The sequence below is a fragment of the Pseudoalteromonas sp. S1650 genome (assembly GCF_005887195.1).
Classification (GTDB): domain Bacteria; phylum Pseudomonadota; class Gammaproteobacteria; order Enterobacterales; family Alteromonadaceae; genus Pseudoalteromonas; species Pseudoalteromonas simplex.
The window spans coordinates 1-12,846 of record NZ_PNDF01000058.1 but is presented as its reverse complement, the minus strand read 5'-3'; the positions used below and the strand labels follow the sequence as shown (position 1 = coordinate 12,846).

Here is a 12,846-nt window from a genome sequence, read left to right as displayed (position 1 = left end):
CCGCTTTCACCTAAACAGGCATATATAAAGAATCTTTGCAAAATAAACAGTGTAGATTTTACTCTTCAATCAATACCACGATAGATTTATTTTGCTTTGAGGCATCTCTAAACGTAACAAAGTAGCGGTCGCGGACTATTTCATAAGCTTGCGGGTCAAGTTCACCAGCCCTATGCTCGATACTATCTACTAACGCTTTATTTTCACTGTTCTCTATATCGACTTCAAAATACTTTTCTAATAAAGGGAATAGGTCTTGCACCATTTCACTCGAAAAAAAGCCAAATGAACCACTGATGTTAGCATCTGGTCCAATTAATTTATGAGGATAATAATGAAAAGTACTTACCGGCAGTAACCCTTGGCCACCCACAACAGCATCAAGTAACTCTATAGCAGGAATAAATGCTCGCATATTAAGCTCTATTGATTGCCATCTTGTCGCTTCATCCTGAGTAATATCAATTAACGCTTGATACGTTTGCTCATCGTTTAATTTCGAGGTTGTGGGATAGACAGCTTCATCAACAATAAAAAGATTAATCACATTACTCATCATTTCTTCTCTAAATTAGTGCTAAAAATTTAATCGTTAATTAAATATAACGGTAAATAAAGTGAGTCTGTTTGACACTGCCAGCCATGCATATCTTTACCCAATTTGGCCATGCTAAGCGCATTTAATGACATGACCGCATTTCCATCTTCTTTAAAGTCGCCGTATTTACATTCATCAGTATGCCATGCAATGACTTTATCAATACTTGATTGCCATAATAAATTATCACCTATACAGAGACCTTTAATCGCCTCAACAAGCGGCACAATGCATTGTTGTACATCTTTATCTTTTGTTGATTTAGCCTCAGTCAGTGCGCTTTCTATTTCGTTTGTGGAAAGCACTTTGCCTGTGCCTATTTTTATTAGTAGATGGTCATATAAAAAGATCGCTTTCTTAGTTACACTGCTGATTGTAAAGTCATCTGCATGTTCACGTAATTTATTAATTATTGTTTCATCGCCAAACAATAAAGCGACATTTAACTCTCCTTGGATTGTCCACTCATTGTTATGCCCTTTTAGCTCTGAATCAAAACCAGTTAAGTATGCAAATGGTGCCGCTTCTTTTAGGTAAAATTTTGCTTCATTATAGTTTTCTAAAACGTAATGTGCACATGCAAGCTCCTGGTATTCTCCAGAAAGTATTCTCGCAGCGTCTTTTTTATCTTTTTGAGAAGCTAATGGATTATTAATATCAGCAAGCCTAACCTCAATAAACATAGGTGCGTCTTCAAAAAGCTCTTCAAATTCGAAATCATAATTATTAAGTTCTAACATCTACTATTCCTCTGGAAGTGGTTGAATTGTACCACCTAAAACTTCACCATTGACCTCTTCAGCTTCAATAACGAGCTTGGTAACTTTTGGTCTCTTTAGTTTTATAGCTTTTAAAATATTCTTACCTAATTTATTTTTATCGTTGTATTTTTTAGAGTTTTTCATAGACTGCAAGCTATTATCAACCCATCGTTCGGTCATCTGATCACCTTTTTTGGCGCCAGTCGTTAATTTAGCGCCAGGACCTTTAGCTTCAACAACAAAGTACTCTATCACTTTGCCATTTTCGTCTCGTTTTGCCCATACTTGGTCGACTCCTGGACCTGGGCCAAAGCCCATTTCCATTGTGGCTGGAGGAGGTGGGTCTGAAAACTCTTTTTCCATATACATTGAAGCACCAAGCTCACCTTTAGCCTCTGTAATCTTTGCTTTAAAAGCACCTTGCCTCCTAGCTGAATCTCCTGCCGCAATTGAGTCTTTTAGCCGCGTTTCATAGTGTTTTTTATACTCTTCAACTGCTTTGGTATGTTTTTCAAGAGTCGCATCTTCGGATTTAGGCTCTTTCTTATCTTCTTCTGGCTTTTTGTTAGGAGAGTGAATTTTTCCTTTCATTAACTTGCGTGTAAACACCCTAACTTTCCGATCTTCAATGTCGGAATTATTAGGAACACTCTCAACCCCCCAGCTTTTAACACATCAAATACATGGGTTAAACAACTTTGGTTAACAGGATCATATAGTGGTGTATCCAAGTTATCTGGATTCCAATCAGCTCTATCAAGAGCCATGTCGCCTTCTCTAAGTAGTTGCCTTTGTAAGTCACTTGCAGCTATCGCATTTGGTAACTTAATCGTCGATTTCTCAATCGATTTACCTGCAAAATCTTCCTCATCGTAACCGATGATAAGTGTATTGGTTCTAGTGCCATCAGCCTCAGTACCACCATGTTGGTGAGTTTTAGTCGTATCAAACTTTGTTTTGACCTGAATCGCAAAATGCATGTCACTACCATGACCGATTTTTAAAACTGTGGCAGCCCCTTCCTTACAACTAAGTCCAAACGGATCCACCCAATTAACCGGGTTCGGCGCATATTGGTAATGGTTTATGCCACCCACTAAGCCTATCGGGTCTTGATTTATAAAGCGTTGTTGTTTGGGGCTGTAATAGCGGTAACGGTTGTAGTGTAGGCCGCTTTCTTTATCAAAATATTGGCCTTGAAAACGTATTGGCTGAGTGAAGCTGTTTTCTTTATTAAAGTCAGCATTAGCTTCTGGTTCTTCATAGCCGTACACATCGGCGTGGTTTTGCCATACAACCTCTGCGTTTTTATTAGTTACAAAACGTGGGGTGTTAAGTTGGTCTAGGTGGTAGTAATACAGCTCGCCTTAATAACCACTTGCTTTCAAGTCAATATCCAGTAATACCGTAAGATTTTTTTAACATATTTTGACATTGGATTTTGAGCGATTTCGAGTTCTCAGGGCGCGAACCTATACATCAATCCACGGCAAATGCGTTTATAGAAGGGGGCAATTTAAGTAATTTATTTAATGCTGTTTGTATTGCTTTTACATCAGCTGGATTATTAACACCACTCAGACCAACTGACTGAGTTATTCTTATTGCTGATATATGAAAGTCCTTTTCATGTTTAAAAATGCTATTTGTGATTATTTAAAAATGCTCTTCACTACATAAAAACATACACACTACTTTGTTATCAGTGTTAGAGCTGTGTGGCATCCATTTTACTTGGCGCTTTATTGCTATTACACGAAAAATTCTATCTATTAATTACATCAACTGAAATTTAGTACTTACTCACCAGAGTAAAAATTAAAATAGACATCTGACTTATAAATAAAAAAGAATTTAACGAACTCTAACTTAATTTAGAAATCTCTAAGAAAATCCATTTATAAAAGCCCAAGTCATCATTATCATTTTGGTAAGGCATAACTGCAAAGTCATAATTTAGAGCAAAAATTAATTCATCAATACTATATTACTTTTCTTCCTTATTTTCATAGGCTTGCTTTACCTCCTCCCATAATCGCATTGCATTATCAGAATAGTTATCCTGCCAGTGCTTTTCCAATACAGCCGAGTTATTGTATTTTAAAGTAAATGCCGATACATCTGCTCTCGTTAATGTATCTACATTTGGAAGCACTAATAGCGTTTTGCCCAATACCTAGGATAACTTTCAGGTAAACCTTCCCATGACTTAATTTGATTTATCACATCTATGTCAAGATCATTATATTCTTGACTCTCAATATCGAGGGATTTGTACCAAGCAAAATCTTCGTCATATTTAAAATCAATTGAGAAGTCGCCTTCGGATGTCATTTCAAATCGTGCTTTATTCCAAGGAACATCATTTTCATTCTTTTTCATTATATGAAAGAGTGCATAGAAAGCATCGGAAACTTTTGATTCATATGCAACTCCATTTCGTTTATTAACACTAAAATATTGGTAACTCTTGGAATCACTCTTATCCAAATATTTCTGAAACATCGTTACGGAAACATCTACTTTATCCATTAGTAATGTTAATGTGGCTATATCCCATTCATTAGGGAGGGCGTCAAACATCGCTTGCCCTATATGATTGTATATATCGTCGATTGTATCGAACATTTTGTATCCTTAGTTATCAAACTCTTTTTCTATTGGCTCATTATCATCAACCATATAAGTAGCAAAAAGAGTCTTCGGCGAAGTATTATCACCATCATATGTCACCGAAATCTCTACTTCTACTTCATTATCTTTATCTAACTCTTTTTCTATTTCTCTCCATTCAGCAAAGCGATTTTGGTCTTTTAGTTGAGGTACTATGTTTATTTTTTCTGCTGGACCTTGAAAAAGTGTACCAATTAAATGCCCACCATCATACATTGGATCATCGCAACCATAGCTACTTTGTTTCGAACTACGGTGTTTTTTTATCTCTTATCGTTTGATCTTTTATTGCTGACTTTGTGAGCTTACCTTTAACTTTTATTGTACGACCTTGTTCATCTGTTTCGTAAGTATAAATTGCAGGCTGACCATCATGAATAGAAGTTACCTCATAGATAGTGTTAGATTTAGGGTTTTCAAGTTCTTCCGCCCAGCTTCATTTCCCTCTTGGCTTTTCAGACGCACTTCCAGCCAGGATTTTTACAACTGGCTTATCTACTGTTTCATTCTCACCTATAGGCTTTTTAAAGTTGAGTTTTTTCGGTTTTTCTTGCTCTTTGGTTTTTTCTGGCTGATTGTTTGTGATTACAATATATACGCCAGACTCTTTACCCAAAACAGAATCATTAAACCTAAAATCAGATAATACTTTAGCATCAGGTTTTTCTCTAACAACTCACCAACTGTTGCTTCTTTTAGCTCCACATCATTATTAAAATTTCCCTGCTTCTTCCTTAGCTTAGTTAGCTCTCCCAAGTTTGGTTCTGAAGCGGCAAATAGGGCCTGATAATAATCTGGCTTTAAACCGTATTTCATTGCCTTTGAAACATCGAAAAATGGAGATTCATGTGGTGTCATAGGCGTACTTTCTAATGGGCTTTCAAACCTGACCAGCTTTGTATCGCTTGAAATATGTTCAACTATTTTCCCTGACGCACCTATAACAGGGGTTAAAATATTAGTAGACGTACCTTCCTTACAACTAAGTCCAAACGGGTCCACCCAATTCACCGGATTCGGCGCATATTGATAATGGTTTATGCAACCTACTAAGCCTATCGGGTCTTGGTTTATAAAACGTTGTTGTTATGTCGTGTGGTATGAAGAACGGGTCTAACTACATTAATATTGAGCCAAATGGTACTTTAAGTGTTTCTCGAACATATGCATCATTAATAGTTGGAGTAATACCAGATAACAAAAAGAAAGTATTTAAATCTAAATAAACGGTCAATTCTCCTTCTATAGCCTCAAATGGGTTGTTGTTTAAATTATCAGCTTTTTTAAAACCTAATATATCAAAGCAACTTTCTATGTCGCTTAAGTCCAAGTTCAAGTTACGTAGAAACACAAAGTGTTCATCCCCATCATCACTTGCTGGTAAATGAAATAAAAAAACGCCTTGCTTTGGTACATTATATTTCTCAATACAGCCCATACATAACCATGAGCAAGTATAATAGTCATCAGTTATTCCTATTACGTAAGGTACTGGATCAATTTTTACCTTTCTATCAACCTTCTCTTTTAAATGCCGACACACTTTTACTGGCTTGTTAAAAGGATCTGGAGCAGTGTCATAGCGATTCATTAAATGTTCCTGCTTTTAGAATAAATATAATAGAACTCGGTTTATAGATTATTAATTTTTAACCCATTCGATATCCCATATGCTAATACCAAACTGTGCTGAGAATTAACCAAACAAGCATAAAGATTAACACGGGAGCAACCTTGAAAATGACTTGTGGTAGGTAAGTAGATTGATTCCAAGTAACTAGAACCCTATCCTTTTTAGGTAATTCTGACACCACCCTTAGATAAGCAACCATATACGCTACAGAAGCAATCAGCCAAAGTAATATACCGCCAATTTTAGCTAACTCAGCAAAGTGTAGCGAAATAGGGAAAGGTAAAAGAAATACGGCAACATATATGAGCGCATAAAGTTCAACTTTACGCTTTTGTTCATCATTAAAAAACAAACCTTCTCCTATTTGCAAAACTCGGCTCAATGCAAGAGCTCTCTTTAATTTTGATATATCGACAACATTTCACTGAATACACTTTTATTAGACAAAATCGCTGAAATATCCTTCACTCTCTTCAAGCTCAAAAACTTCAAAATCATTTTCCCACCTACAAATACTTAACCCATCGAATTCCAAACTCGGGTTTTTCTTATTGGGAAAAGTGAATCGCACTTCTTGTGAACTTAAATCACCATTCAGAGTAAGTAATTTTTCTTCTATCTCTTTGAATGGTTCAATACCTAGTTGTTTTGTGTTCCATAAAACATACGTTTCTTCATTACTTAAAATTGTAATGCGCTGTAATACAACATCATGAACAAACATATCACCAGGCTTTTTTGACGTTATTAATATTTCGGGCATTGAAAAATGGCCATTAGCATCTGTTACCGTTTCATCAATTTCAACAGCTGAGTGAGCATAAGTTAACTCACGACGTATCCTTGCTCCATTTACCGGCTCTCCATTATTCAAAATACAACCCTTAACCTCAGAGCACATATGAACATCGTATTTTTTCATTAAGCCAACCATATGCTTAAACCTCCCTTTAATTCACGTCTAAAAATTGTATAGTCGTAATTTCGAATCTAATTTCTATTTCTAGATACTGCTTTTTCAATGACTTATAAAGTGGAAATATCGACCACCTGTCATTTTCTAGCGCAAGTTATTTTCAGAGTCTCGCCTAATGTATCTCCATAACCCATAACGGAAATACCTTATTTCTTAAAATCATCTACAGAAGGTAACTGACTAGAACTCAAATCATCACAAAGCCAATACTCTTTCTTACCGCCTTGGACTAACGTGACCGATTTTTCTTTTATATTCATACCTAGTTCTTCACTGTGATAATCACTCAGTGTTAATTTATTTTCACCGACTTTAAACTCCATACTATGTTCTGTAACCAACGGGCGGTGATAGCTAAATTTACCGATAGCAATTACTTTTTCAGGCATTGAGTGCTTAAATTGCGAATGACTAAATTGCTCAAGTTCAAAAAGGCCTTTCTGCTCCTTAACTACCACACGGATCTTGGTTGGCGTATCTGAATGGCACTTAAAAATAACAACAAAGTCACTTGGATTCGCTTGGCACGCATTAATACACAATAGCGGCAAAGTGAGCAAAACAGAAAAAAGCTTATTTTTTATCATACTTGTCAAAGGCCTTTTTTAATTTAATATCATAATTATTTTGGGCGTACTGTGAGCCATTGTAACCTTGGGCAAATGCAGCCCAATTCAATGTTCTGAGATACTCTTCTAAACCTTTACTTTTAACGAAGTTCACAAATGCATCTAACTGCTTCCTTTGCGAATTAAACATTGTTTTACAAAAGCCTCTACACTCGCAAATCCTGCAGCTCTAAAATTAAAACCCATAATCTGAAAACGCCCCCATGAAGTTGATTTTAAAGCTTATAAGTGAATATTAAAAATAGGTTCCTTCGATTAAAAAGCGAGGTAGTGAATCACTTTCAACCGTTACAGTATTACCCATATCTCGCCACATACATGCCATGCCCAACAGTTGAAGAGGTAAAAATGATTCAACTGGGACAATGTCTGGACCACTTGCATTTATCCAATATTTTTCTTGTAGCTGAACATTTTTTTCAAGCGTTTCATTGAAGTCAAATCCAATGTCGGTGGTGAGTGCTGCAAACGTTTCTAAATACCCCATGCCAACATGAAGAGACCAATCATCTCCATCGGCTATTAGCTCTTTCATAGTATCATTTAACATTTTAGGGTAATCAGGATGACGATGGTGATAGGCTTGGAACACTTCAACCAAGCTATACAAAACAGGATCCGCTTTTGTGGCACTTTGTTTCATAATTTCAACTGGGAAGCTTGATAAGCTGTCCATACTTTCAGAATCACGTGTGATCACCGCTAAAAAGTAGGCATCAAGCCACTCTTCTGGTTCCGCATAACCTGCTTCAAGCATACCTTTACCGTTCCAAGTCACTTCAGGTAAATCGAATATCTTAAATGTAATGTCTTGCTCTGGATGCTCTGCGAGCTTCAAAAAAGCCGCGTACATTTTAGATGCATAGCGTAAACCTGTTGCAGATTCTCTTTCTATTTCATTGTTTTGGGCTTCCCAAGTAAGCCAGCGAGAAAAACCAATAAATAAATTTGAAAAGCTTAACAAATTATCTCTTCGCTTTATTATATTTGTAGGAATTTTCTTCATTCTTCTCTTTGGAGATTCTAGCCATTCATCAAGAGGTATACTTTCAAAATTAGGTTTGTAAATTCTTTCTATTTTCATTTGTTACCCTGTTAATTCCCTTTAATCAATATCAAATTCTGAAATTTTAACTTCACTAACAGAAAAGTTATTATTTGTTATAGGGTCTCAATATATAAATATTTAATTCACCGAGGTATACCCAATTTAATATTACTTAGTTGAAATGATTAACCGCTACTGCGTTACTTCTTATGTAGTTCATTAGACATAGCGACAATATCAGCCATTATGCGTTTCTCGCCCAATTCAGCTAGAAAATTCAAATGCTCAATCGCTTTTACTTTCTGCAAATTTTCAAGCTTATTTACACCACCAAGAGCCAACGCAGGAACGAACGCATACATTTCATCGGCTTCTAATGGGCCTAGGTTTTTTAGTGCATGCTCAAACAAAGGTTTTTCGTTAATGTCTTTTTGATCTAAGGGAGCTTTACTCATAGTGGCGAAAAACAAATCTATGGTTAACTCTTCTCCATCCTCAACTAAGTCTTCTGTACTATCAGTTGGAAATAGCATCCCGAAATTTGAATTAATATCCAAACTTTGCCCCGATGCTCTCCCCCAAACAACTAAATCCCCAAAAGCACCACGACCAATTACATAATATTTATCAATTCCATTGTTTTCACGCTTAGCGAATTCGGTGTCTTCAAGCCAAGTTTGTAAAATTTCATGGTAATCTTGGGGGTTAACTAGCCAGAAAATACCATCACCCCAGCCACTAAAACCATACTGTTGCCAGTACTCCAACAAACGGTCAGGAAGTTTGCCTTTAAAAAAGTCAAGCGTCTCCTTACTTGGCATTGTCGTTTTTATCGCAGGGCCAAATCCCGCATAATCATAAAAGTCTTCAAAATATTCGTTCATCATTTACACCTGTGTAAATCTACATTCATCTTAGCGTCTGGCCCTAGTTCTTCTAATGCTTTTTTTGCCTGTGTATCCATAGCCTCAACTCGGCTTGAAATTAATTTATTTCCAGCATCATCTTTACCATTGTTCTTCCACTGTGAACCAATTGACTTGTTGACGCTCGCATCACCCAAGTCCACTACGTTATCATAACCTCCGGCAATCATGTCAGGGTTATGCAGCGCGTTAAGCGTTTTCATGTCTCGTTTTGCTAAAAAATTAGCCCTACTTTCTAGCTCTTCCCCTCTTAACCTATCAGTTTTTCTTAACTCTTTCTTATACTTATTAAATAACTTTGATTCAAAGTTGTCTCTTGCTTTTTGCTGTGCAGAACCAGTCCCTTTTCGACCGATTTTATTGTATGCCTCACGATTATCTAAGTACTCTTTAACCGTCATATCATTTATGCCATCTTGCTGGCCTTTCAATTGACGATCATACTCAGCATCTGTGCCTTTTTTATTCTTTTTGAAACAGGCAACTTTATGTAAATCCATTTCTCTAGCCGCTTTTTTAGCAGCTTGAGTTAGGGTTGTTTGTGCAGCATCTGCAATGTCGTCTAACTTTTTAACCGCAGGCTCGAGTGCTTTATCTGCCACTTTACCTGGTATAAGTGCAATACCCGCAGTCGCAACCCCAGCAGCTGTTACGCCTGTATCTACCATTTGGCTTATTGCCTCGGCAGCATCTGCAAGCCCTTCAACGAACCATTCAACTGGTGTAATAGCAACAGGGGTTATTGCATCAGCCATAGGGTCGTTATGATCATACGCAGGCACTTCAATTGTTTTAGTTTCTTTACAACTAAGTCCAAACGGATCTACCCAATTCACTGGATTCGGCGCATATTGGTAATGGTTTATGCCACCCACTAAGCCTATCGGGTCTTGGTTTATAAAGCGTTGTTGTTTGGGGCTGTAATAGCGGTAGCGGTTGTAATGTTGGCCGCTTTCTTCATCAAAATATTGCCCTTGAAAACGTATAGGCTGAGTGAAGCTGTTTTCTTTATTAAAGTCAGTATTAGCTTCTGATTCTTCATAGCCGTACACATCGGCGTGGTTTTGCCATACAACTTCTGCGTTTTTATTAGTTACAAAACGTGGGGTGTTTAGTTGGTCTAGGTGGTAGTAATACAGCTCACCTTGTTTAATCAGTGCGACTGGGTAGGTTGATGAATCAGGTATAACGCTTCATCATACACGTTACATATATTCTTTCTTTTGATAAGCGCATTACTACCTGCTTCTAAAATCTCTAGTCTTAAACAAGGTTACTCGCTATCAGGATGAAATTTAAGCCAACGAAACAAATTGTCATTGACCCTTTCTACATTCATCTCAATAACATCAAGGCTGACATACGTTTTGTCATCATTACTTAAAGCGTCGGTACAAGAAAAAGTAAAAATCAAACAAACGCTAATAAGTAGCTGTTTCATCATAAACCTAAAACGTCCATATTTTTTAAGTACGTTGCTAAAATATAAATTTATAATTGCTGTCTATATAATTCTAGGTGTTCTCGAAGTCAGGGTTTAATCCCTTTGGGTTTTATTGCATATTTATCATTCACTTGAATAATCAAAGTCAAACTCAGTCCCAAATGGCACCATTAAGGCTTTTTCAACTATATGCTCTACTTTTTCATCATTTAACCTAGATAGTGAGTAAAATAGTTTTTTATTAACATACTTTGGTGTAGAACCCTCATTTTTATCAAATGCTAAAAATGGATTACTATCGCATATTTCCGATGATTTAAAATTGTGTAAACTATTAATGTATGACCTAAGATCTTTAAAACTGTAAAGCTCCTTTAAAGAAGCAAGATCATCGTACTCCTCTTGATTCTCTGGAAAGTCGAACAAAAATACGCCTTGAGCAGGTAAGGAATATTGTTGACAACAAAGTTCACAGTACCAAACCAAGTTATAATGATCAGCGCTAAAACCTATAATGTATGGTTTCGGAGTTATTTCACTCTTTTTATTAATGGAGTCATTTAAATGACTACACACTTTTTCACTTGAATTAAAAGCAAAATTTAATTTTTTATCAGATTTCATGCGCTGCGCCCAAATTTGGAAAGTTTCATCTTAAACAACCTTACAAGGCTTAAGTAAAACAATATGTGTTTATTCTGAAAATTGAAGCTCATTCCTACAATATTGTATTAAAATCAATCAAACTTAGGACGGAGTTTCTCTCGCATTTCGAACATATTACTAGGTGTAATGACCCACCGTTTTGGATCATCAAATTCGAAATCAATTTTGAAGCGCTTTGTTTCTTTTTCCATTTGAAATAATAGTTGATTAAACTTTTCACCGCATTGCAGATAAATATCTTCTCTTAGTTGGTCTAAAGTATTATCTAATAGCAATTGTTCATCTTCAATTGAAGCTGTAGCAGGTCTAACCTTTTCACCGTCGTATAAAAAACCTGAATTAGATATGTGCCCTTCACCAAATTCAAAAATAAACACAAACTCTGTCCAAGGATTTTCCACAACTTTCTTACAACGTAAAAATAATCCAGCAATTTCGATTAATGCTTCATCTTTTATATTCATAAAATCCCTTTAAACTTCTTAATATCTTTCTTAGCAACCCGCCCAAAAGTCTCACCGTTCTGGTTATTAAACTTGTGTCGTTTTTCATAAACCACATCACCACTTTTTGGGTCACATACCTCGTACTCACTAATTATATCAGTAGGCCGAGCAGCTCCAGAAGGCTCAAGCAAAACCTTTAGCTTGACTTCAAATCCAGCTTCGGTCCAATCTGCCCACTCATTTTCCATCGACTAATAACTACCTCGATTGAAGTTAGAATTCTGTGGGAATAAGTTCTTCGTTCCTTGATCACTCATAAAGCGATGGCCAACTAAATGACCGCCATCATCATCAGCTTGCCTATCTTCACCTCCAGCTTCACTTTGTGCTTTTTTTTCTTCATGTGAGCGTTTACCTTGATAAGTAGATTTCAACGTTGCCTCAACTGAAATAGGCCTACCTTTACTATCAATTTTCCAAGTTGCTTTATTATCCTCAAACTCTTCCACAACTTCTGAAATATCTTCTTCACCTATCTTCCCATTCATCATATCACGTGCAAATTTACGGACTGATTTATCTCGAATAGAAGAGTTTTTAGGTGTACCTTCTATCCCACCAGCCTTTAACACGTCGAAAACATGCGTTAGGCAACTTTGAGTAGCAGCATCATATAGCGGTGTTTGTAAATTATCCACCACCAGCTGCATCTAGAGCTATTTCACTATTGAGTATTAGCTGCCTTTGTAAATCAATCGCAGCTATCGCATCTGGTAACTTTATTGTAGCTTTTTCTATCAATTTACCTGCAAAATCTTCCTCATCGTAACCGATGATAAGTGTATTGGTTCTAGTGCCATCAGCCTCAGTACCACCATGTTGGTGAGTTTTAGTCGTATCAAACTTTGCTTTGACCTGAATCGCAAAATGCATGTCACTACCATGATCGATTTTTAAAACTGTGGCAGCCCCTTCCTTACAACTAAGTCCAAACGGGTCTACCCAATTAACCAGATTCGGCGCGTATTGGTAGTGGTTTATGCCGC

Annotated in this window: 20 protein-coding genes and 1 pseudogene; all 21 read right to left on the bottom strand. The window is 36.6% G+C overall.

Features of this window, described 5'->3' with window-relative positions:
• Positions 1–58 precede the first annotated feature (58 nt).
• The gene (locus CWB80_RS16330; protein WP_249362610.1) at positions 59–559 is read right to left on the bottom strand and encodes a hypothetical protein; all 501 of its coding nucleotides are present in this window, start codon (positions 557–559) and stop codon (positions 59–61) included.
• Positions 560–585: 26 nt separating this feature from the next.
• Positions 586–1,338 (bottom strand): immunity 49 family protein, encoded by a 753-nt coding sequence (locus tag CWB80_RS16325; RefSeq protein ID WP_138599221.1) that lies wholly within the window; start codon positions 1,336–1,338, stop codon positions 586–588.
• A gap of 3 nt (positions 1,339–1,341) precedes the next feature.
• Complete coding sequence (locus CWB80_RS22975) at positions 1,342–1,950, bottom strand: hypothetical protein (protein WP_249362608.1); 609 nt, start codon at positions 1,948–1,950, stop codon at positions 1,342–1,344.
• On the bottom strand, positions 1,950–2,633 hold the full coding sequence (locus CWB80_RS22970) for an RHS repeat-associated core domain-containing protein (RefSeq protein ID WP_283235113.1): 684 nt from the start codon (positions 2,631–2,633) through the stop codon (positions 1,950–1,952). Before CWB80_RS22970 ends, CWB80_RS22975 begins: the two co-directional genes overlap by 1 nt.
• An 880-nt stretch (positions 2,634–3,513) precedes the next feature.
• The gene (locus CWB80_RS16310; RefSeq protein ID WP_054554036.1) at positions 3,514–3,987 is read right to left on the bottom strand and encodes an immunity protein YezG family protein; all 474 of its coding nucleotides are present in this window, start codon (positions 3,985–3,987) and stop codon (positions 3,514–3,516) included.
• Between the two features lie 9 nt (positions 3,988–3,996).
• A complete protein-coding gene (locus tag CWB80_RS16305; RefSeq protein ID WP_268795055.1) occupies positions 3,997–4,299 on the bottom strand; it encodes a DNA/RNA non-specific endonuclease in 303 nt (100 codons plus the stop codon).
• A gap of 169 nt (positions 4,300–4,468) precedes the next feature.
• On the bottom strand, positions 4,469–4,648 hold the full coding sequence (locus CWB80_RS16300) for a hypothetical protein (protein WP_054554038.1): 180 nt from the start codon (positions 4,646–4,648) through the stop codon (positions 4,469–4,471).
• A complete protein-coding gene (locus CWB80_RS16295; protein WP_235378318.1) occupies positions 4,618–5,034 on the bottom strand; it encodes a hypothetical protein in 417 nt (138 codons plus the stop codon). The genes CWB80_RS16300 and CWB80_RS16295 overlap by 31 nt, the downstream gene beginning before the upstream one ends.
• Positions 5,035–5,149: 115 nt before the next feature.
• Positions 5,150–5,623: a hypothetical protein gene (locus tag CWB80_RS16290; RefSeq protein WP_138599587.1), complete on the bottom strand. Its 474-nt coding sequence runs from the start codon at positions 5,621–5,623 to the stop codon at positions 5,150–5,152.
• An 82-nt stretch (positions 5,624–5,705) separates the two neighbouring features.
• Entirely contained in the window at positions 5,706–6,017 is a 312-nt protein-coding gene (locus CWB80_RS16285; RefSeq protein WP_054554041.1) for a hypothetical protein, read from the bottom strand.
• Between the two features lie 87 nt (positions 6,018–6,104).
• The gene (locus CWB80_RS16280; protein WP_138599588.1) at positions 6,105–6,587 is read right to left on the bottom strand and encodes a DUF6795 domain-containing protein; all 483 of its coding nucleotides are present in this window, start codon (positions 6,585–6,587) and stop codon (positions 6,105–6,107) included.
• 200 nt (positions 6,588–6,787) lie between these two features.
• Positions 6,788–7,228, bottom strand: coding sequence for a hypothetical protein (locus tag CWB80_RS16275; protein ID WP_138599589.1), 441 nt, complete (start codon positions 7,226–7,228; stop codon positions 6,788–6,790).
• Positions 7,215–7,456: pseudogene (locus CWB80_RS16270) on the bottom strand (N-acetylmuramidase domain-containing protein). Before CWB80_RS16270 ends, CWB80_RS16275 begins: the two are co-directional and overlap by 14 nt.
• Positions 7,457–7,505: 49 nt before the next feature.
• Positions 7,506–8,234 carry an immunity 49 family protein gene (locus CWB80_RS16265; protein ID WP_171041550.1) on the bottom strand — a complete coding sequence of 243 codons (729 nt, stop codon included), beginning with the start codon at positions 8,232–8,234 and terminating at the stop codon, positions 7,506–7,508.
• Between the two features lie 284 nt (positions 8,235–8,518).
• A complete protein-coding gene (locus CWB80_RS16260) occupies positions 8,519–9,205 on the bottom strand; it encodes a GAD-like domain-containing protein (RefSeq protein ID WP_249362606.1) in 687 nt (228 codons plus the stop codon).
• Entirely contained in the window at positions 9,202–10,296 is a 1,095-nt protein-coding gene (locus CWB80_RS23125; RefSeq protein ID WP_283235039.1) for a polymorphic toxin type 15 domain-containing protein, read from the bottom strand. Before CWB80_RS23125 ends, CWB80_RS16260 begins: the two co-directional genes overlap by 4 nt.
• A gap of 515 nt (positions 10,297–10,811) precedes the next feature.
• Entirely contained in the window at positions 10,812–11,312 is a 501-nt protein-coding gene (locus CWB80_RS16245; protein ID WP_138602028.1) for a hypothetical protein, read from the bottom strand.
• A 113-nt stretch (positions 11,313–11,425) separates the two neighbouring features.
• Positions 11,426–11,818, bottom strand: coding sequence for a hypothetical protein (locus CWB80_RS16240; RefSeq protein ID WP_138602030.1), 393 nt, complete (start codon positions 11,816–11,818; stop codon positions 11,426–11,428).
• Entirely contained in the window at positions 11,815–12,048 is a 234-nt protein-coding gene (locus CWB80_RS16235; protein ID WP_138602032.1) for a hypothetical protein, read from the bottom strand. The genes CWB80_RS16240 and CWB80_RS16235 overlap by 4 nt, the downstream gene beginning before the upstream one ends.
• Before the next feature lie 3 nt (positions 12,049–12,051).
• The gene (locus CWB80_RS16230) at positions 12,052–12,498 is read right to left on the bottom strand and encodes a DNA/RNA non-specific endonuclease (protein WP_171041549.1); all 447 of its coding nucleotides are present in this window, start codon (positions 12,496–12,498) and stop codon (positions 12,052–12,054) included.
• Positions 12,491–12,846: RHS repeat-associated core domain-containing protein (locus CWB80_RS22580; protein ID WP_171041548.1), on the bottom strand; the 356-nt coding region annotated here is incomplete at its 5' end. The genes CWB80_RS16230 and CWB80_RS22580, both read right to left, overlap by 8 nt.

What these genes read in the sequence shown, in the direction of transcription:
- CWB80_RS16245 (WP_138602028.1), bottom strand. Translation starts at nt 11,312, where the DNA reads ATGAAATCTGATAAAAAATTAAATTTTGCTTTTAATTCAAGTGAAAAA.
- CWB80_RS16235 (WP_138602032.1), bottom strand. Translation starts at nt 12,048, where the DNA reads ATGGAAAATGAGTGGGCAGATTGGACCGAAGCTGGATTTGAAGTCAAG.
- CWB80_RS16280 (WP_138599588.1), bottom strand. Translation starts at nt 6,587, where the DNA reads ATGAAAAAATACGATGTTCATATGTGCTCTGAGGTTAAGGGTTGTATT.
- CWB80_RS16330 (WP_249362610.1), bottom strand. Translation starts at nt 559, where the DNA reads ATGATGAGTAATGTGATTAATCTTTTTATTGTTGATGAAGCTGTCTAT.
- CWB80_RS16290 (WP_138599587.1), bottom strand. Translation starts at nt 5,623, where the DNA reads ATGAATCGCTATGACACTGCTCCAGATCCTTTTAACAAGCCAGTAAAA.
- CWB80_RS16240 (WP_138602030.1), bottom strand. Translation starts at nt 11,818, where the DNA reads ATGAATATAAAAGATGAAGCATTAATCGAAATTGCTGGATTATTTTTA.
- CWB80_RS16310 (WP_054554036.1), bottom strand. Translation starts at nt 3,987, where the DNA reads ATGTTCGATACAATCGACGATATATACAATCATATAGGGCAAGCGATG.
- CWB80_RS16275 (WP_138599589.1), bottom strand. Translation starts at nt 7,228, where the DNA reads ATGATAAAAAATAAGCTTTTTTCTGTTTTGCTCACTTTGCCGCTATTG.
- CWB80_RS16260 (WP_249362606.1), bottom strand. Translation starts at nt 9,205, where the DNA reads ATGATGAACGAATATTTTGAAGACTTTTATGATTATGCGGGATTTGGC.
- CWB80_RS22975 (WP_249362608.1), bottom strand. Translation starts at nt 1,950, where the DNA reads ATGAAAGGAAAAATTCACTCTCCTAACAAAAAGCCAGAAGAAGATAAG.
- CWB80_RS16325 (WP_138599221.1), bottom strand. Translation starts at nt 1,338, where the DNA reads ATGTTAGAACTTAATAATTATGATTTCGAATTTGAAGAGCTTTTTGAA.